This window comes from Cupriavidus sp. CP313, from assembly GCF_054072015.1.
This window is the reverse complement of sequence record NZ_JBSVZB010000022.1, coordinates 36,074-52,937: the sequence shown is the minus strand read 5'-3', so window position 1 is coordinate 52,937 and position 16,864 is coordinate 36,074. Positions and strand designations below refer to the sequence as shown.

17 protein-coding genes are annotated in these 16,864 nt (G+C 66.3%); 4 read left to right on the top strand and 13 right to left on the bottom strand.

The features are described 5' to 3' along the window. Positions 1-62 precede the first annotated feature (62 nt). Entirely contained in the window at positions 63-1,793 is a 1,731-nt protein-coding gene (gene msbA / locus ACW4E8_RS26420; RefSeq protein WP_456807292.1) for a lipid A export permease/ATP-binding protein MsbA, read from the top strand. Positions 1,794-1,851: 58 nt separating this feature from the next. Here msbA and waaC read toward each other — a convergent pair whose 3' ends face one another. Beyond that, positions 1,852-2,838, bottom strand: coding sequence for a lipopolysaccharide heptosyltransferase I (waaC, locus tag ACW4E8_RS26415; RefSeq protein ID WP_456807218.1), 987 nt, complete (start codon positions 2,836-2,838; stop codon positions 1,852-1,854). A gap of 180 nt (positions 2,839-3,018) precedes the next feature. On the opposite strand from waaC, the gene ACW4E8_RS26410 reads away from it, so the two are divergent. Continuing rightward, positions 3,019-3,609 carry a peroxidase-related enzyme gene (locus ACW4E8_RS26410; protein WP_456807217.1) on the top strand — a complete coding sequence of 197 codons (591 nt, stop codon included), beginning with the start codon at positions 3,019-3,021 and terminating at the stop codon, positions 3,607-3,609. Between the two features lie 15 nt (positions 3,610-3,624). Here ACW4E8_RS26410 and ACW4E8_RS26405 read toward each other — a convergent pair whose 3' ends face one another. Continuing rightward, positions 3,625-4,140 (bottom strand): hypothetical protein, encoded by a 516-nt coding sequence (locus ACW4E8_RS26405; RefSeq protein ID WP_456807216.1) that lies wholly within the window; start codon positions 4,138-4,140, stop codon positions 3,625-3,627. Between the two features lie 267 nt (positions 4,141-4,407). Here ACW4E8_RS26405 and ACW4E8_RS26400 point away from each other — a divergent pair, with 267 nt between their 5' ends. Then, the gene (locus ACW4E8_RS26400) at positions 4,408-4,722 is read left to right on the top strand and encodes a hypothetical protein (RefSeq protein WP_456807215.1); all 315 of its coding nucleotides are present in this window, start codon (positions 4,408-4,410) and stop codon (positions 4,720-4,722) included. 62 nt (positions 4,723-4,784) lie between these two features. On the opposite strand, the gene rng is transcribed toward ACW4E8_RS26400, so the two are convergent. The 8 genes from rng to ACW4E8_RS26360 all read right to left on the bottom strand — a co-directional run bounded on the left by rng (position 4,785) and on the right by ACW4E8_RS26360 (position 12,232). After that, complete coding sequence (rng, locus tag ACW4E8_RS26395; RefSeq protein ID WP_456807214.1) at positions 4,785-6,251, bottom strand: ribonuclease G; 1,467 nt, start codon at positions 6,249-6,251, stop codon at positions 4,785-4,787. A gap of 87 nt (positions 6,252-6,338) precedes the next feature. After that, the gene (locus tag ACW4E8_RS26390) at positions 6,339-6,953 is read right to left on the bottom strand and encodes a Maf family protein (protein ID WP_456807213.1); all 615 of its coding nucleotides are present in this window, start codon (positions 6,951-6,953) and stop codon (positions 6,339-6,341) included. A gap of 31 nt (positions 6,954-6,984) precedes the next feature. Continuing rightward, a complete protein-coding gene (gene rlmH, locus ACW4E8_RS26385; protein WP_035822259.1) occupies positions 6,985-7,464 on the bottom strand; it encodes a 23S rRNA (pseudouridine(1915)-N(3))-methyltransferase RlmH in 480 nt (159 codons plus the stop codon). A 53-nt stretch (positions 7,465-7,517) separates the two neighbouring features. Continuing rightward, a complete protein-coding gene (gene rsfS / locus ACW4E8_RS26380) occupies positions 7,518-8,252 on the bottom strand; it encodes a ribosome silencing factor (protein ID WP_456807212.1) in 735 nt (244 codons plus the stop codon). Positions 8,253-8,313: 61 nt separating this feature from the next. Then, the gene (locus tag ACW4E8_RS26375; protein ID WP_456807211.1) at positions 8,314-9,048 is read right to left on the bottom strand and encodes a nicotinate-nucleotide adenylyltransferase; all 735 of its coding nucleotides are present in this window, start codon (positions 9,046-9,048) and stop codon (positions 8,314-8,316) included. Positions 9,049-9,058: 10 nt separating this feature from the next. Next, positions 9,059-9,970: an oxygen-dependent coproporphyrinogen oxidase gene (gene hemF / locus ACW4E8_RS26370; protein WP_456807210.1), complete on the bottom strand. Its 912-nt coding sequence runs from the start codon at positions 9,968-9,970 to the stop codon at positions 9,059-9,061. 176 nt (positions 9,971-10,146) lie between these two features. Beyond that, a complete protein-coding gene (gene purD, locus ACW4E8_RS26365) occupies positions 10,147-11,415 on the bottom strand; it encodes a phosphoribosylamine--glycine ligase (protein WP_456807209.1) in 1,269 nt (422 codons plus the stop codon). Between the two features lie 91 nt (positions 11,416-11,506). Further along, positions 11,507-12,232: a YebC/PmpR family DNA-binding transcriptional regulator gene (locus tag ACW4E8_RS26360; RefSeq protein ID WP_456807208.1), complete on the bottom strand. Its 726-nt coding sequence runs from the start codon at positions 12,230-12,232 to the stop codon at positions 11,507-11,509. 219 nt (positions 12,233-12,451) lie between these two features. Between ACW4E8_RS26360 and ACW4E8_RS26355 the strand changes: the two genes are divergently transcribed. Continuing rightward, positions 12,452-13,975, top strand: a complete 1,524-nt coding sequence (locus tag ACW4E8_RS26355) for a helicase HerA-like C-terminal domain-containing protein (RefSeq protein ID WP_456807207.1) — start codon at positions 12,452-12,454, stop codon at positions 13,973-13,975. 45 nt (positions 13,976-14,020) lie between these two features. Here ACW4E8_RS26355 and ACW4E8_RS26350 read toward each other — a convergent pair whose 3' ends face one another. The 3 genes from ACW4E8_RS26350 to ACW4E8_RS26340 form a co-directional block, all read right to left on the bottom strand. Continuing rightward, positions 14,021-14,194: a DUF3149 domain-containing protein gene (locus tag ACW4E8_RS26350; protein WP_456807206.1), complete on the bottom strand. Its 174-nt coding sequence runs from the start codon at positions 14,192-14,194 to the stop codon at positions 14,021-14,023. A 143-nt stretch (positions 14,195-14,337) separates the two neighbouring features. Beyond that, positions 14,338-14,988: a uracil phosphoribosyltransferase gene (gene upp, locus ACW4E8_RS26345; protein ID WP_078195614.1), complete on the bottom strand. Its 651-nt coding sequence runs from the start codon at positions 14,986-14,988 to the stop codon at positions 14,338-14,340. 201 nt (positions 14,989-15,189) lie between these two features. Continuing rightward, positions 15,190-16,590: an MFS transporter gene (locus tag ACW4E8_RS26340; RefSeq protein WP_456807205.1), complete on the bottom strand. Its 1,401-nt coding sequence runs from the start codon at positions 16,588-16,590 to the stop codon at positions 15,190-15,192. Between the last annotated feature and the right edge of the window lie 274 nt (positions 16,591-16,864).

Genomic DNA, 16,864 nt, shown 5'->3' with positions numbered 1-16,864 from the left:
AAGAAATATCAGTGACCACATCCAAACCGCCCATTTCGCCAGGTGCCGCCGTGCCGTCCAGCATGGCCAGCCGGCTCTGGTCTTACCTGCGCCCCGAGTTACGCATCTTCATCGGCGCTATCCTCGCCATGGCCGTGGTCGCGGGCAGCGAAGGGGTGATCCCCAAGGTTGTCAATGACCTGCTCGACAAAGGCTTCGGCGGCGACTACGCCGGCACGCTGTGGCATGTCCCCGCCATCCTGACCGGCGTGGCCCTGATCCGCGGCGTGGCGCAGTTTGCCTCGGGCTACCTGCTGAACCTGATCTCGAACCGCGTGCTGCTGAAGATGCGCCTGCAGATGTTCGAGCGCCTGCTGCAGGCGCCGGCGTCGTTCTTCCACCGCAACACGGCGGCTTCGCTGATCAATGCCGTGATCTTCGAGGTCAACCAGGTGCTGCAGATCCTGACCAGCGTCTTTATCACGCTGGTGCGGGACTCGCTGACGGTTGTCGCGCTGCTGATCTACCTGTTCTATACCAACTGGCGCCTGACGCTGATCGTGGCGGTGATCCTGCCGGTGATCGGCTACCTGATGTCGAAGATCAACCGCCGGCTGCGCAAGCTCAACCGCGATCACCAGGCCTTTACCAACAACGCTGCCTATGTCGTGGAAGAGGCCGTGGGCGGCTACAAGGTGGTCAAGCTGCACGGCGGCGAGGCCTACGAGATGGGCCGCTTCCGCACCGTGGCCGAGCGGCTCAAGAACTATTCGATGCGCATGGCGGTTGCCGGCGGGCTGAACCAGCCGGTCACGGCCTTCCTGGCCGCGCTGGCGCTGTCGGTGATCATCACCATTGCGATGGTGCAGGCGCAGGCCAACCAGACCACGGTGGGCGGTTTTACCGGCTTCGTGATGGCGATGCTGCTGCTGATCTCGCCGCTCAAGCACCTGACCGACATCAACCAGCCGCTGACGCGCGGCCTCACCGCAGCCGAGATGATCTTCCGGCTGATCGATGAACCGATCGAGCCGCAGGACGGTGGCAAGATGCTGGGTCATGCCCGTGGCGAGCTGGCCTTCGAGCAAGTCGGCTTCCGCTACGGTGAAGCATCGCGCGCCGCGCTGGAGGGCATTGACCTGCGTGTCAGTCCGGGCGAGGTGGTGGCGCTGGTGGGCCCGTCGGGCAGCGGCAAGACCACGCTGGTCAACCTGGTGCCGCGCTTTTTCGACCCCACTTCCGGGCGCATCCTGCTGGACGGCACGCCGCTGACCGAGTTGTCGCTGAAGGACCTGCGCAACCAGATTGCCTTCGTCAGCCAGGACGTGGTGCTGTTCAACGACACCGTCGCCGCCAATGTGGCATATGGCGCGCAATCCGACAGCGAGATCGACATGGCCCGCGTTGAGCGCGCGCTGGCGGCCGCCTACCTCACGGAAACGGTCAAGGGGCTGCCGGAGGGCCTGAACACCAATATCGGCGACAACGGCATGAAGCTGTCCGGTGGCCAGCGCCAGCGGCTGGCGATTGCCCGGGCGCTGTACAAGGACGCACCGATCCTGATCCTGGACGAGGCCACTTCGGCACTGGATTCGGAGTCGGAGCGCCAGGTGCAGGCGGCGCTGGAGGAACTGATGAGGGGCCGGACCACGCTGGTGATTGCGCACCGGTTGTCCACCATCGAGAACGCCGACCGCATCGCCGTGCTGGACCACGGCCGCGTGGCGGAGCAGGGCACGCACGCGCAGCTGCTGGCGGCCAACGGCCTGTACGCCGGGCTGCACCGGATCCAGTTCGCGACGCAGCAAGGGTAACGGACGTACCAACGACAAAGGCCGGCGCTTGCGCCGGCCTTTGTCGTTTCCTGCGTGCTCAGCTTGGCGAGGTGACGGGCGGCTTCACGCCCAGCACTTCATCGATGGCAGCCAGCACCTGATCCCGCTGCGGCACCACGCCGCCGCCGCCCAGCGAGACCGCGCGGCCCGGGGCATCGACGCCGTACAGGTGGCGCGACGTGGTCGTGAACAGGATCACGGTCGGGCGGCGCAGCGCATCGGCGATATGCACGAAGCCGGTGTCCATGCCAACCACCAGCGATGCCTTGCCTACCACCTGCGCCACGCCGGTGATGCTCAGGCGCGGCATCACTTCGGCGTTGGGCACGCTGGCGGCGATGGTTTCGGCTTCCTTGCGCTCCGCGTCGTTGCCCCAGGGCACCAGCACGCGCAGCCCGCGCGCCGAGATCGCGCTGCCCACGCTGATCCAGTCGGCGACCGGCCACTTCTTTTCTTCGCTCGAGGTGGCATGGAACAGCATCGCGTACGGACCCTTGGCGGCCGGCGCCGGCGTGTCTGCGGGCATCTCCAGGCCGTAGTCCATTTCCCTGGTCAGCTCATAGCCCAAGGCGCGGCTGACGGCGCGGCGCATCCGCTGCCGCGCGCAATCTTCTTCGACAAATGGCTGGAACACATGGTTGTAGGCGAAGCGAGCGCCGCTCTCGCCCAACTCTTCCACGGGGTAGCCATAGCGATTGCGCGTGCGTGCCAGGAACGTCACGATGGCGCTCTTGTAGACGCCGTGGACGTCCAGCACCGCATCGTACTTCTCGCGGCGCAGCTCACGCAGCGCACTGAAGATCGCACGCAAGCCAGCCCAATTGCGCGACTTCTTGAAACCACGCAGCGGCGCGGAAATCACACGCTCGATATTCGGATTCCAGCGCGGCACGTCGGCGCAATATGAGTCAGCGATCCAGTCGATCTTGACGCCGGGAAAGGCCCGCTGCAGGTCTGCGACCAGCGGCTGGGTGAACACCATGTCGCCGAGGGAGGTCAGCTTGACGATGAGAATACGTTTCATCAGGAACAGTAGGGCGGGCAGTGTGCCCGCCTGGTTCGGAAGGTGCGTAGTATGCCTTATCTAACGCTCATGTGTCCGTGCGATGCATGGGCGACATGGCGCCCGCCACGCCCATGCCGATCCGTTAGTATCTGCACCAGAAGCTCACGATCGATGACGCATATCCAACAGGAGACCACCATGTCCGACACGGCATTCCCCATCAGCCGCTACCCCATTCCTGCGCTGACCGATCTCCCCGACGACATCCGCGCCCGCATCCTGGAAGTCCAGGAAAAAGCCGGCTTCGTCCCCAACGTCTTCCTGGCGCTGGCGCACCGTCCCGACGAGTTCCGCGCGTTCTTCTCCTACCACGACGCGCTGATGCTCAAGGAGGGCGGCCTGACCAAGGGCGAGCGCGAGATGATCGTGGTGGCGACTTCCGGTGCCAACCAGTGCCTGTACTGCGTGGTGGCGCATGGCGCGATCCTGCGCATCTATGAGAAGAAGCCGTTGGTGGCGGACCAGGTGGCGGTGAACTACCTGAAGGCGGATATTCCGCCGCGCCAGCGCGCGATGCTCGACTTTGCGATGAAGGTGTGCGAGGCGTCGCATCAAGTGGGCGATGCCGACTTTGCTGCGCTGCGCGAGCACGGTTTTTCCGAAGAGGATGCCTGGGATATTGCCGCCATCACGGCGTTCTTCGGCCTGTCGAACCGGATGGCGAACACGATCAGCATGCGCCCGAACGACGAGTTCTACCTGATGGGCCGGGTGCCCAAGGCCAGGTAACGCCGGCGATCGGGGTCAGCGCACTTCGGCGCAGGCGCCGCTCTTGGGATCGAACAGCACCGGCCACGCCTGTTCGTAGATGCCGGGCGTGCAGTGCTTCTCGCAGCGGTTATGGGCCAGCGTCACGCGCCGCGGGTCCTGCCACACCAGCAGCTTGCACTGGCTGCCGTCAATGGCCTGCAGTTCGATGTGCGGGGTCTGGCGGACCTGGCGGAACTCGGCCAGGTTGAATTCGCAACTGCCGCGCCGCGATACCCATAGCTTCCACTTGAGCGCACGCACCTCGTTGGCCTTGACGTCCATCAGCGCGTCTTCGCGGAAGCCGTCTTCCTCGGTGCGCTTGCAGGCGGCGGCAATGTTGATGGTCTTGTTCGCGATCGGGGTGGCACGCTCCTTGGGCGCGGCGGGCGCTTCGCCCTTCGCCTCGGGTGGCGGTACGGGGGCGCGCTTGGCGATCGGCAATGGCAATGGCGCGCACGCCACCGACAACAGGAGGGCCAGCAGACAGGCCCCATGGTTCGTGGCGTTCATGCCGGACTCCTTGCTTGCCGACCGGTCCGCGCCTCGCATCGGGGCGGCAAGCCGGGCGCGGCATCCGTGCGGATGCCGCTGACTATTGGCTTAGTTATAGCGGATGGCAAACGGAATTGGAGTAGGACCATCCCCGAGTCCGCAAGGAGACGGACGCAAGCGGACAGGCGCAGGCGCTGCAACGTGGTTACGTTCGTAAACAGCTTGATACACAGATGCGGGATTCGGCGTGCTAGCCTTCCTCAACCATCGCTCGCCGCCCCCAGAATGAAGCCCCGCGCCTTTATTGCCCTCGTTGTATTGCCCGTGCTCCTTGGCACCATCTCCGTCGCCGCCCATGCCGACGACGACTGGGACGACGATGACGATCACCGCTACGCGCGCCGGTACAAGGGCGGCGACTACAAGGAAGAGTTCTGGGTCGGCAACTGCAAGATCAAGCGCAAGTGGAAAGACAACGGCGAGTACAAGGAAGAGCGCAAGTGCAAGGACCGGCCGGTCGTGTACCAGCCGCCGCCGGCTGTGTATTACCAGCCCGAACCCGCCTTCGTGGTGAGTCCGCAAGTCGTGATCCGGCCCTAGTCCGGCCAGAATGCAGAAAAGCCCGCCAATAAGCGGGCTTTTCCATGCCTGCGCCGGCATCTTCACATCAGGATGATGTCGTATTGCTCCTGGTGGAACGTCGATTCCACCTGCAGCGAAATCGGCTTGCCGATGAAGTCGCCAAGCATCGCCAGATGCTGGCTTTCTTCTTCCAGGAACAGGTCGATCACTTCCTGCGAGGCCAGGATGCGGAATTCGCGCGGGTTGAACTGGCGCGATTCGCGCATGATCTCGCGCAGGATGTCGTAGCAGGCCGTGCGCGGCGTCTTGACCTGGCCCTTGCCCTGGCAGACCGGGCATTGTTCGCACAGCACGTGCGCCAGCGACTCGCGCGTGCGCTTGCGCGTCATCTCGACCAGGCCCAGTTGCGAGAAGGTGTTGACCGTGATGCGGGTGCGGTCGCGTGCGAGCGCTCGCTTCAGCTCGGACAGCACCGCGTCGCGGTGCTCGGCGTTCTCCATATCGATGAAGTCAATGATGATGATGCCGCCGAGGTTGCGCAGGCGCAGTTGCCGCGCGATGGTGTGGGCCGCCTCCAGGTTGGTCTTGAAGATGGTGTCGTCGAAGTTGCGCGCGCCCACGTAGCCGCCGGTGTTGACGTCGATGGTCGTCATCGCCTCGGTCTGGTCGATCATCAGGTAGCCGCCCGACTTCAGGTCGACCCGGCGCGACAGCGCCTTCTCGATCTCGGCGTCGATATTGAACAGGTCGAAGATCGGGCGCTCGCCGGTGTAGTGCGACAGCCGCGACAGCACCGCCGGGGTGTATTCCTTGGCGAACTCCAGCAGCATCTGGAAGTTCTCGCGCGAATCGATCTGGATCACGCCGGTGGCGTCGTTGATGAAGTCGCGCAGTACGCGCTGGGCCAGGTTCAGGTCCTGGTAGAGCAGGTTGGGCGCGGGCAGGGTGGTGGCGTTCTGGCGGATCGTGCCCCAGATCTTGCGCAGGTAGGCGATATCGTTGCCGAGTTCCTCGTCGGTCGCTTCCTCGGCGATGGTGCGCACGATAAAGCCGCCGCGCTCGTCGTCAGGCACCAGGCCCTGCACGCGGCTGCGCAGCGCCTCGCGGTCCACTTCGCCCTCGATGCGCTGCGAGATGCCGATATGCGGGTCCTGCGGCAGGTACACCAGGGTGCGCCCGGCGATGCTCACCTGGGTGGACAGCCGCGCGCCCTTGGTGCCGATCGGGTCCTTGATCACCTGCACCATCAGCGCCTGGCCTTCGAACAGGGTCTTCTCGATGGCCAGCTGCGGGGTGGAATTGTTGCGGTCGGCGTCGCGCGGATGCCAGATGTCGGCCACGTGCAGGAAGGCGGCGCGCTCCAGGCCGATGTCGATAAAGGCCGATTGCATGCCGGGCAGCACGCGTACCACCTTGCCCAGGTAGATATTGCCGACCAGCCCGCGCGTCAGCGTGCGTTCGACATGCAGTTCCTGCACGGCGGCCTGCTGCACGATGGCGACGCGGGTCTCTTGGGGCGTGATGTTGACGAGGATGTCTTCAGTCATAGCGGGTGAAACGCGTCGCCGGTGGCCCGGCTGTATAGGGTGGCCCGGCGCGGGGGCCGGGTCTTGTCTGGGCACGGAGGCCGCGGCTCAGAACTGCAGATGGGCCTGGCGAAGTAACGCCGCCGTCTCAAACAAGGGCAAGCCCATGATACCTGAATAGCTGCCCGCGATCCGCTCCACGAACTCCGCCGCGCGGCCCTGGATGCCGTAGGCACCGGCCTTGCCGAGCGGCTCGCCGCTGGCGACGTAGCGCTCGATCTCGGCGGGCTGCATGGCGCGGAAGGTGACTTCGGAGATCGACAGCGCATGCCGCATGCCCGTGGTCGACACGATCGTCACGGCGGTCAGTACGCGGTGGGTGCTGCCCGAGAGCGCGCCCAGCATGGCCGCGGCATCGGCGCCGTCGGCGGGTTTGCCCAGGATGCGGCCGCCCAGGCAGACCGTGGTGTCGGAGGTCAGCACCGGCGCATCGGGCAGCGCGCGGCGTTCGCGGCGGCGCAGCGCGGCTTCGGCCTTCAGCGCGCAGACGCGCTGGACGTAGTCGTCGGGGGTTTCGCCGGGCTGGACGGCCTCAAGCGCTTCGGCATCCTCGTCGTCATCGGCCAGCAGCAGTTCGTAGCGCACGCCGAGCTGGGTCAGCAGCTCGCGGCGGCGCGGGCTCTGCGAGGCGAGGTAGAGGTAATCGTGCAGGTTGTCGGGCATGGCGGCGGGGGCCTTCCGGCGACAGCCGGGATCAGGCCCGATGATAGGGGTGGTTCTGCGTGACGGACCAGGCGCGGTACAGCTGCTCGGCCAGCAGCACGCGCACCATGCCGTGGGGCAGGGTCAGGCTGGACAGCCGGATCAGGGTGCTGGCGCGGGCTTTCAGGGCGGGGTCGAGCCCGTCGGCGCCGCCGATCAGGAAGGCCACGTCGCCGCCCTCGCGCTGCCAGTCGGTCAGCTGCGCGGCCAGTTGCACGGTGGTGAAGTCGCGGCCGCGCTCATCCAGCGCGACGATGCGGCACTGCTTCGACAGCGAGCCCAGCACCGCCTCGATGCGCGCGGCTTCGCGCTGCATCACGGTGGCGGCGTTGTTGCTGGACGAGCGGGCTTCGGGCTTGACCTCGCGCAGTTCGATGCGCAGCTCGGGCGGCATGCGCTTGGCGTACTCGCTGAAGCCGGTTTCGATCCAGCCGGGCATCTTGTGGCCGACGGCCACGATTACCAGTTGCATGGGGCAGAGGATGGGTCATGCTGCGCGGCCGCCAGGCGGCCGCGCGCCGGGGCTCAGGCCGAGCGGGTGGTGCGCTTGCGCGCGGCCGGCTTGGCTGCGGCGGTCTTGCTCGGGGCCTTCTTGACCGCGGTCTTGGTTGCAGTCTTGGTCGCGGTCTTGCGCGCGGTGGTGCCGGCAGCGGTCTTGCGCGGCGCGGCGGCGCGGGTGCCGGCGGTCTTGGTGGCTGCCGTCTTGGTGGCGGTCTTGCGGGCCGGCTTGCGGATGGTGGCGATGGCATCCGCGTCGGTGTCCTCATGGCCCATCGGCGGCGACGGCTCCTTCATGCCTTCGGGCAGGCGGGCCAGCGCGGGGCGCAGGTTGCTGGCGCGGCGCACGGTGCGCACCGGGGCTTCGTCCTCGTCCTCGTCCATCGGCTCGCTGGCCTTGGCCAGGCCGCGGCCGCGGGTGGCCAGCTTCATGCGCACCGGCTTGTCGCCCCAGATCTCTTCCAGGTTGTAGTACAGGCGCAACTGCGGCTGCAGGATGTGGACCACGGCGTCGCCGCAGTCGACCAGCACCCATTCGCCGGTTTCCAGGCCCTCGACCGCCACGATATGGCCGCCGGCTTCCTTCACCGTATCCCGCACCGACGCTGCCAGCGCCTTGGTCTGGCGGTTGGATGTCCCGCTGGCAATCACCACCCGGTCGAACAGTTCGGTCAGGTGGCTGGTGTCGTACACCTTGATGTCCTGCGCTTTGACATCCTCGAGGCCGTCGACGATGGCGCGTTGCAGTTTACGAATATCCATGGTGTCTTCTTGTTCAGCTGAGATCGGTTGGGGGTGGGCGCCGGGATTGGTGCAACCCCGGTCATGCCCTGGCCGGGGCGTTGCGGTACAGCCCGTGGTTGGCAATGTAGTGTGCCACGCCGGGCGGCAGTTGGTCATCTGCCGGCTGGCCGGCTGCCAGCCGCTGGCGCAGGTGGGTGGAAGACAGGTCGACGGCGAGCGTCTGGTCGATCCACATCCGGCCGGAGGGCGTGCATTGTATCAGGTGCGTGTCAGCCTGGCGTTCGGCCAGTGCCGCCAGCACCGGACCCTCCAGTGCCGCCAGCTCAAAGCGCGGCCGCGTGGCGGTGCACAGGTGCACGTGTTCGAACAGCTCCTGCCAGCCGTGCCAGGTGTGCAGGCGCAGCAGCTGGTCGGCGCCCATCAGCCAGCACAGCGAGGTTTCGGGGCCGTATTCGGCGCGCAGCTGGCGTACGGTGTCGATGGTGTAGCTGGGGCCGGCGCGGTCCACTTCCATGCGGCTCACGCGGACTTTGGCGCCGCTGTCGCCAAGCGTCGCGGCGGCCAGTCCGGTCATGGCCAGGCGGTCGGCGGCAGGGGTCACGTCGTCGCCTTTTTGCCACGACTGGCCGGTGGGAATCCACACCAGCTCATCCAGCCCAAGGTGTTCGATACACAGCCGCGCCAGTGCCAGGTGGCCGACATGGGGAGGATCAAAAGTGCCGCCAAGGATACCCAGACGATAGGGGCGGGCGGACGGTTGCGGCGGTTCTCCCGCGTCGGCGGCGGGCTTGCGGTGTTGCGCTGGATTGGCCATAGGTCAGGCGTCAGGTCCAGTCGCGCGCCGGCAGGAAATCGGTGTACAGCGCCGCTTCGGGGCTGTCCGGTTCCGGTTGCCAGTCATAGCGCCAGGTCACCAGCGGCGGCATCGACATCAGGATGGATTCGGCGCGTCCGCCCGATTGCAGGCCGAACAGCGTGCCGCGGTCGAACACGAGGTTGAATTCGACGTAGCGCCCGCGCCGGTAGGCCTGGAAGCCGCGCTCGCGCTCGCCGTAGGGGGTGTCCTTGCGTGCCTGCAGGATCGGCAGGTAGGCGTCCAGGAAGGCGTCGCCGACCGCCTGCATCATGGCAAAGCTGCGCTCGAAGCCCAGTGCGGAGAAGTCGTCGAAGAAGATCCCGCCCACGCCGCGCGCCTCGTTGCGGTGGCGCAGGAAGAAATACTCGTCGCACCACTGCTTGAAGCGCGGGTACAGGTCGTCGCCGTAGGGCGACAGCGCCTGCTGGCAGGTGCGGTGGAAGTGCGTGCAGTCGCCGGCGTCGCCGTAGTAGGGCGTCAGGTCCATGCCGCCGCCGAACCACCATACCGGCTCGGCCCCGGGCTTGACCGCCAGGAAGCAGCGCACGTTCATATGGACCGTGGGCACATAGGGATTGCGCGGGTGGAACACCAGCGACACGCCCATGGCCTCGAAGCTGCGCCCGGCCAGCTCCGGCCGGTTGGCGGTGGCCGACGGCGGCAGGGTGTCGCCGCTGACATGCGAGAAGCCCACGCCGGCGCGCTCCATCACCGCGCCGCCTTCCAGGATGCGGGTGCGGCCGCTGCCGCGCAGGCGTTCGGTGGGCGGTTTCTCCCAGGCGTCGGTCAGGAACGGCTGGCCGTCGATGGCACCGATGGCATCGGTGATGCGGTCTTGCAGACCGAGCAGATAGGCACGGACTGCCTGGGAATCGATCATGATTGGCGGAAAGCGGATGGACCGGGCTGGGCGTCCGGCAGCGTTGCCGGACGCCGGGTGCGTCACAACGTTGTCACGATTGTACCGGCTGAGGCCGCCGGCCGGGCGCGTAGGTCCAAAGCTGGCCGGCAAGGCGGATCAGCCATGCCGGCCGGAAGGGCGTTTGCCGGGAAGGATCAGCGCTTGATGGCGCGGTAGCCGATGTCGGTCCGGTACTGCATGCCGTCGAAGCGGATCTGCTCGACCGCTGCATAGGCGGCGCGCTGCGCGGCCTTGACGGTGTCGGCCAGGCCCACCACGCACAGCACGCGCCCGCCCGAGGTCAGCAGGGTGCCGTCCTTGAGGGTGGTGCCGGCGTGGAAGGTCACGCTGTCGTCGGTCTCGGCCGGGATGCCGGTGATGGCATCGCCCTTGCGCGGGCTGTCGGGATAGCCGTAGGCGGCCATCACTACGCCCAGCGCGGTGCGGCGGTCCCAGTCCAGTTCGATGCTGTCGAGCTTGCCGTTGACGGCGTGCTCCATCACATCGATCAGGTCGGTCTTCAGGCGCGCCAGGATCGGCTGGGTTTCAGGGTCGCCCATGCGGCAGTTGAATTCCAGCGTCTTCAGGTTGCCGTCCTTGTCGATCATCAGGCCGGCATACAGGAAGCCCGTGTACGGGATGCCGTCCTTTTCCATGCCGCGCACGGTCGGCAGGATGATCTCGCGCAGCGCGCGCGCATGCAGCGCGGGCGTGACCACCGGCGCGGGGGAATACGCGCCCATGCCGCCGGTGTTGGGGCCGGCGTCGGCGTCCAGCAGGCGCTTGTGGTCCTGGCTGGTGGCCAGCGCCAGCACGTTCTTGCCGTCGACCAGCACGATAAAGCTGGCTTCCTCGCCGTCCAGGAACTCTTCGATCACCACGCGCGCGCCGGCGTCGCCGAGCTTGTTGTCGGCCAGCATCATGTCGACCGCGGTGTGCGCTTCTTCCAGCGACATCGCCACCACCACGCCCTTGCCCGCGGCCAGGCCGTCGGCCTTGATCACGATCGGAGCGCCCTGGGCGTCGATGTAGGCGTGCGCCTGGGTGGCGTCGGAGAAGGTCTGGTAAGCGGCGGTCGGGATGCCGTGGCGCTCCATGAACGCCTTGGCGAAGTCCTTGGACGATTCCAGCTGCGCGGCAGCCTGGGTGGGTCCGAAGATGCGCAGGCCCTTGGCGCGGAAGATATCGACGATGCCGGCGGCCAGCGGGGCCTCGGGGCCGACCACGGTGAAGGCCACGCCCTCGCGCTCGGCAAAGGCGGCGATGACCTCGGGGTCGGTCAGCGGAACATTCTGCAGGCGCTTGTCGAGCGCGGTCCCGCCGTTGCCCGGCGAGACGTACACCACCTGCACCCTGGGGGACTGGGCCATTTTCCAGGCCAGCGCGTGTTCACGTCCACCCGAGCCGACAACCAATACTTTCATGATCCACTGCCAGAAAAGAAACGCATGCAAAAAGGCGGCAGCTTGGGTCTTTGGAGCCGGGCTGCCGCCGTTGGGGGCTTGTTACTCTGTTTTAGTCTTCGATCACCGCGTTGGTGAAGACTTCCTGCACGTCGTCCAGGTTTTCCAGGGCGTCGAGCAGTTTCTGCATCTTGACCGCGTCGTCGCCGCTGAAGCTGACTTCGTTCTGCGGCTTCATCAGCACGTCGGCCACTTCCGCCTTGAAGCCGGCGGCTTCCAGCGCGGCCTTGACCGCCGAAAAATCGTTGGGCGGGCAGGTGACTTCGATCGAGCCGTCGTCGTTGGTGACGACATCGTCGGCGCCGGCTTCCAGCGCGGCTTCCATCAGCTTGTCTTCCGGCGTGCCGGGCGCATACAGGAACTGGCCGCAGTGGGTGAACATGAACGCCACCGAACCCTCGTTGCCCATGTTGCCGCCGTGCTTGGAGAACGCATGGCGCACTTCGGCCACGGTGCGGGTGCGGTTGTCGGTCAGGCAGTCGACGATGATGGCCGCGCCGGCCAGGCCGTAGCCCTCGTAGCGGATTTCTTCGTAGTTGGCGCCTTCCATGCCGCCCACGCCGCGCTGGATGGCGCGCTGGATGTTGTCCTTGGGCATGTTCGCATCCATGGCCTTGTCGATCGACAGGCGCAGGCGCGGGTTGGAGTCGACATCGCCGCCGCCGAGCTTGGCGGCCACGGTGATTTCCTTGATCAGGCGGGTCCAGATCTTGCCGCGCTTGGCGTCAGCGGCGGCCTTCTTGTGTTTGATATTGGCCCATTTCGAGTGACCGGCCATGTTTCTCTCCGAAGCGGAATGCGGTGATCTGCGGTGATGTTGTGCGGGGTCGCCATGCGCGCCGGCGCCGGGGCCGCAAGGCCGTGGGGCAGCGCGCGCCAGGTGACGGATATGCCTGGCGGCTGGCTATAATCAGCCCAGGATTTTATCACGCGGGCCTGCCCGCGCCGCTGCCGTGGCGAGTCCCGCGGTGCCAGACCTCAAAACCCCAGGAACATCATGGCCGACCCCATCCTCATCGCCAAGAACGCCGAACATGAACTGGTGCTGTTGCCGCAGATGGGCAACCGGCACGGGCTGATCACCGGCGCCACCGGCACCGGCAAGACCGTCACGCTGCAGACGCTGGCGCAGGGCTTCTCGCGCCTGGGCGTGCCGGTCTTCATGGCGGACGTCAAAGGTGACTTGACCGGCATTTCGCAGGCCGGCCAGCCGTCCGACAAGCTCAAGCAGCGCCTGGCCGACCTGAACCTGCCGGAGCCGGTATGGGGCGCGTGCCCGACCACGCTGTGGGACGTGTTTGGCGAGAAGGGCCATCCGGTGCGCGCCACGGTCTCGCACATGGGCCCGCTGCTGCTGTCGCGCATGCTGGAGCTGAACGACACCCAGCAGGGCGTGCTGAACCTGGTGTTCCGCATTGCCGACGCCAACGGCCTGTTGCTGCTCGACGCCAAGGACCTGCGCGCCATGCTGCAGTACGTCGGCGACAACGCCGGCCAGTTCACCACCGAGTACGGCAATATCTCGGCTGCCTCGATCGGCGCCATCCAGCGCGGGCTGATCGCGCTGGAATCGCAGGGCGGGGATGTCTTCTTCGGCGAGCCGATGCTGAACCTGGAAGACTTCATCCAGACCGAGAAGGGCCAGGGCGTGGTCAATATCCTGTCCGCCGACAAGCTGATGAACGCGCCGCGGCTGTACGCCACCTTCCTGCTGTGGATGCTGTCCGAACTGTTCGAGAAGCTGCCGGAGGCCGGCGACCTGGACAAGCCCAAGCTGGTGTTCTTCTTCGACGAGGCCCACCTGCTGTTCAACGATGCGCCCAAGGCGCTGCTCGACAAGATCGAGCAGGTGGTGCGGCTGGTGCGCTCCAAGGGCGTGGGCGTGTACTTCGTCACGCAGAACCCGATCGACATCCCCGACACCGTGCTGGGCCAGCTGGGCAACCGCGTGCAGCATGCGCTGCGCGCCTTTACCCCGCGCGACCAGAAGGCGGTCAAGGTGGCGGCCACCACCATGCGCGCCAACCCCAAGCTGGACCTGGAAACCGCGATCAGTGAACTGGGCGTGGGCGAGGCGCTGGTGTCGCTCCTGGACGCCAAGGGCACGCCCTGCGTGACCGAGCGCGCCTGGGTGCTGGCACCGGGCAGCCGCATCGGCCCGGCGACGGAGGAAGAGCGCAAGCAGCTGATCGCCAGTTCGCTGGTGGCGGGCACCTACGAGAAGACCGTGGACCGCGAATCCGCCTATGAAAAGCTGCGCGGCAGCGTGGCGACGGTCGGCAATGGCAACGGCAAGGGCGCTGGCGGCGCGCCGGCGGGGCAGCCGGCGGGCGAGCAGGACAGCGGCTGGCTCACGGCCGGCGAGATCTTCGGCTCGCTGACCAAGGGCACCGGCAAGACCGGCCGCGGCGATTCGATCCTGGAATCGATGGCCAAGTCGGCCGCACGCACGGTGGGCTCGCAGGTCGGACGCGAACTGATCCGTGGCGTGCTGGGCAGCCTGCTCGGCAAGAAGAAGTAAAAAAAACAGGAAGGAACGGGCAGCACCGGGGCCGCCCTGGACTGGTCAGCGGCGTTGCGCCGCTTGCGCCGCCTGCTGCGCCTTGGCCGCTGCCGCATCCTCGCGCATCTTGCGCGCGAACATCCGCGCAAAGAACCACCCCATGCCGATGATGAAGACGATCACGCCCAGGCTCATCAGGCCGGTGCTGGTACTGAAGAGGATCTTGATGGCTTCCATGGTTGGCTCCCTGTGGTTTGGCGAGGCGTTTGACAACGCGGGCGGGCAATGTGCCGCCAGCGCATCTCGCCAGTGTAGGGAGCCTTGCGGCCCAGGCTATTGAGGCCGGTCAAGCCCACGTCAGCCCGCTGCCGCCTCGCAACTCAGTTCTTGGTGCCGAACAGGCGGTCGCCCGCATCGCCCAGGCCCGGCACGATGTAGGCATGGTCGTCGAGGTGGCTGTCGAGCGAGGCCACGAACAGTTGCACGTTCGGATGCGCCTTCTGGAACACCTCCACGCCCTCGGGTGCCGCGACCAGCGCAACGAAGGTGATGGCCTCGTCCTTCACGCCGCGCCGCTTGAGCACATCCACGGCATGCGCGGCCGAATAGCCCGTGGCGACCATCGGGTCGCACAGGATGAAGCTGCGGTCTTCCACGTCGGGCAGGCGCACCAGGTACTCCACCGGACGATGCTGCTCGTCGCGGTACACGCCGATATGGCCGATGCGCGCCGACGGGATCAGTTCGACCAGGCCGTCGCTCATGCCCACGCCCGCGCGCAGCACCGGGACGATGGTCAGCTTCTTGCCGGCGATCACCGGCGCGTCCAGCTCCACCAGCGGCGTTTCGATGCGGCGCGTGGTCAGCGGCAGATTGCGGGTGATCTCATAGCCCATCAGCAGCGTGATCTCGCGCAGCAGCTCGCGGAAGGTGCGCGTCGACGTTTCCTTGTCGCGCATGTGCGAAAGCTTGTGCTGGATCAGCGGGTGGTCGAGGATGAACAGGTTGGGAAAGCGCGGATCTTGTTTCATGGCTGCGGCGTGGGCTCGGCGGGATAGGGACAAGCAGGTGAAGCGGGCGGCGAGATCGGGTGGACCAGGGCGCCGCGCCGTTGCAGCCGGATTGTAATGGAAGCGGGCCGCCCTGCCCGTGGCTTCGCTTTCGAAACCCGCCCACGCCAGCGCCGCCGGCGGGCTCCCTGAACCGCTGGGAGCGGCCGGCGGTGCCTTGCGCTAGTCAAGCGCGCGGTTCTTCGACTCGATATCCACCATGTAAATGGCGATCGCCGCCACGGCAAGAAATGACGAAAGCAGCGCAAGGGCAAGGGTGAACTGGCTGGCCATGATCGGTGCAATGATGGACGGCGCGAAGAGGCCACCAAAGCGTGCCATCGCACCCGCAGTGCCCATCCCGCTGGCCCTCAGGTCCGTCGGATACACCTCGGGCGTGAAGGCGTAGAGAGCGCCCCAGGTGCCGAGCAGCGCGAAGCTCATCAGCAGGGTCGAGCCGACGACAAGCGCAGTGGACTGGCCCAGGCTATAGAGCATGCAACCTGCCGCGCTAAGCAGCAGGAAGCCGATCAGCGTCGGCTTGCGGCCCCAGCGCTCGACGCCGTGCGCGGCCAGCGCGAACCCGGGAAGCTGCACCAGCGCGAGCACGATCAGGAAGACCTGGCCACGCATGAAACCAAAGCCCTGGCCCGCCAGCTTCACCGGCAGATAAACGAAGACGCCGTAGTAGGCGATCGAGATCAGCGCCCAGGCGGCAAGCAGGCAGATGGTGCGGCGCCGGCATCCGGGCGCGAACAGCGCAAAGACCGACTTGCGCTCCATCGGCTGCGGCTCCAGGTTGCCAATTTCCACGGACACGCGATTGGCGGTGGCGACACGCTGCAGCACCGCGCGTGCCTCGGCCGAGCGTCCGGATTTATTCAGATAGAGCGGAGACTCGGGAACAAAGAACCGGAAGACCACGCCGACCAGGGCGGGGATGCCAGTGACGAGGAAGATCAGCCGCCAGGCATCATCGCCTCGCGAAACGGCGATCAGCGCAAGAATGGCGAGCAGGATCGTGCCGACGGCCCAGAATGACTCCAGCAGGACCAGCCAGCGGCCGCGCCGGTCGGAGGGGAGAAACTCGGCCATCATGGTGTAGTCGACGGGCAGCGTGCCGCCCACGCCGATGCCGGTCAGGAAGCGCAGCAACAGCAGCCACTGGAAGTCGGGTGCGAAAGCGGAAGCGACCCCACAGATGGCGTCGATGACCACCGCCATCATCAGCACTGGCCGGCGGCCGATCCTGTCCGCCAGCCGGCCGAACGCGAAAGCGCCGATCAGCATGCCGACAAAGAACATCGTGCCGGTCTGCAAGGCCGTCGGTACGGGAATGCCAAATGTCGCTGCGATCGACGGCGCGGTGAATCCGATCGACAGAACCTGCATCGCGTCAGCGAGCCAGACCAGGCCGAAGATGACAAAGAGCCGATACTGGAACCGGCCGACTCCGGCCGCGCGGATGCCTTGCTCGATCGTGATGGTTTGAGACGACGCTCCCCTCGCGCTTGGCTGTGGGGCCGAGCCTAGCGTTGCTTCTGGGATTGCCGTTGTTGTCATGGATGAAATGGATGACGACATTTTGTCTACCTGTCTTTATAGGCTGGTTCTTGAACTCGGAAGCACACGTTTATCGAAGCGGGGCCAGACTACGGTACGCAACTACTGCGTGATGCAACGGCACCGAGTTGCAACGAAACGTGATGACTACTCCAACTTGGCGAGGCTAGAACTAACCCGGTAGCACGCTCGCAACACCTGCTTGGTTCTGATACGACATAGTCACTCCTTGTTGTCTACCCTTGGTTGGTCCAGGCCCGGCCTCCCGGTTGGCGCTGCGGGGGGCTATGCAAGC

Coding starts and splice junctions, on each gene's coding strand:
- msbA (WP_456807292.1), top strand. CDS start 63: ATGGCCAGCCGGCTCTGGTCTTACCTGCGCCCCGAGTTACGCATCTTC.
- waaC (WP_456807218.1), bottom strand. CDS start 2,838: ATGAAACGTATTCTCATCGTCAAGCTGACCTCCCTCGGCGACATGGTG.
- ACW4E8_RS26410 (WP_456807217.1), top strand. CDS start 3,019: ATGTCCGACACGGCATTCCCCATCAGCCGCTACCCCATTCCTGCGCTG.
- ACW4E8_RS26405 (WP_456807216.1), bottom strand. CDS start 4,140: ATGAACGCCACGAACCATGGGGCCTGTCTGCTGGCCCTCCTGTTGTCG.
- ACW4E8_RS26400 (WP_456807215.1), top strand. CDS start 4,408: ATGAAGCCCCGCGCCTTTATTGCCCTCGTTGTATTGCCCGTGCTCCTT.
- rng (WP_456807214.1), bottom strand. CDS start 6,251: ATGACTGAAGACATCCTCGTCAACATCACGCCCCAAGAGACCCGCGTC.
- ACW4E8_RS26390 (WP_456807213.1), bottom strand. CDS start 6,953: ATGCCCGACAACCTGCACGATTACCTCTACCTCGCCTCGCAGAGCCCG.
- rlmH (WP_035822259.1), bottom strand. CDS start 7,464: ATGCAACTGGTAATCGTGGCCGTCGGCCACAAGATGCCCGGCTGGATC.
- rsfS (WP_456807212.1), bottom strand. CDS start 8,252: ATGGATATTCGTAAACTGCAACGCGCCATCGTCGACGGCCTCGAGGAT.
- ACW4E8_RS26375 (WP_456807211.1), bottom strand. CDS start 9,048: ATGGCCAATCCAGCGCAACACCGCAAGCCCGCCGCCGACGCGGGAGAA.
- hemF (WP_456807210.1), bottom strand. CDS start 9,970: ATGATCGATTCCCAGGCAGTCCGTGCCTATCTGCTCGGTCTGCAAGAC.
- purD (WP_456807209.1), bottom strand. CDS start 11,415: ATGAAAGTATTGGTTGTCGGCTCGGGTGGACGTGAACACGCGCTGGCC.
- ACW4E8_RS26360 (WP_456807208.1), bottom strand. CDS start 12,232: ATGGCCGGTCACTCGAAATGGGCCAATATCAAACACAAGAAGGCCGCC.
- ACW4E8_RS26355 (WP_456807207.1), top strand. CDS start 12,452: ATGGCCGACCCCATCCTCATCGCCAAGAACGCCGAACATGAACTGGTG.
- ACW4E8_RS26350 (WP_456807206.1), bottom strand. CDS start 14,194: ATGGAAGCCATCAAGATCCTCTTCAGTACCAGCACCGGCCTGATGAGC.
- upp (WP_078195614.1), bottom strand. CDS start 14,988: ATGAAACAAGATCCGCGCTTTCCCAACCTGTTCATCCTCGACCACCCG.
- ACW4E8_RS26340 (WP_456807205.1), bottom strand. CDS start 16,590: ATGTCGTCATCCATTTCATCCATGACAACAACGGCAATCCCAGAAGCA.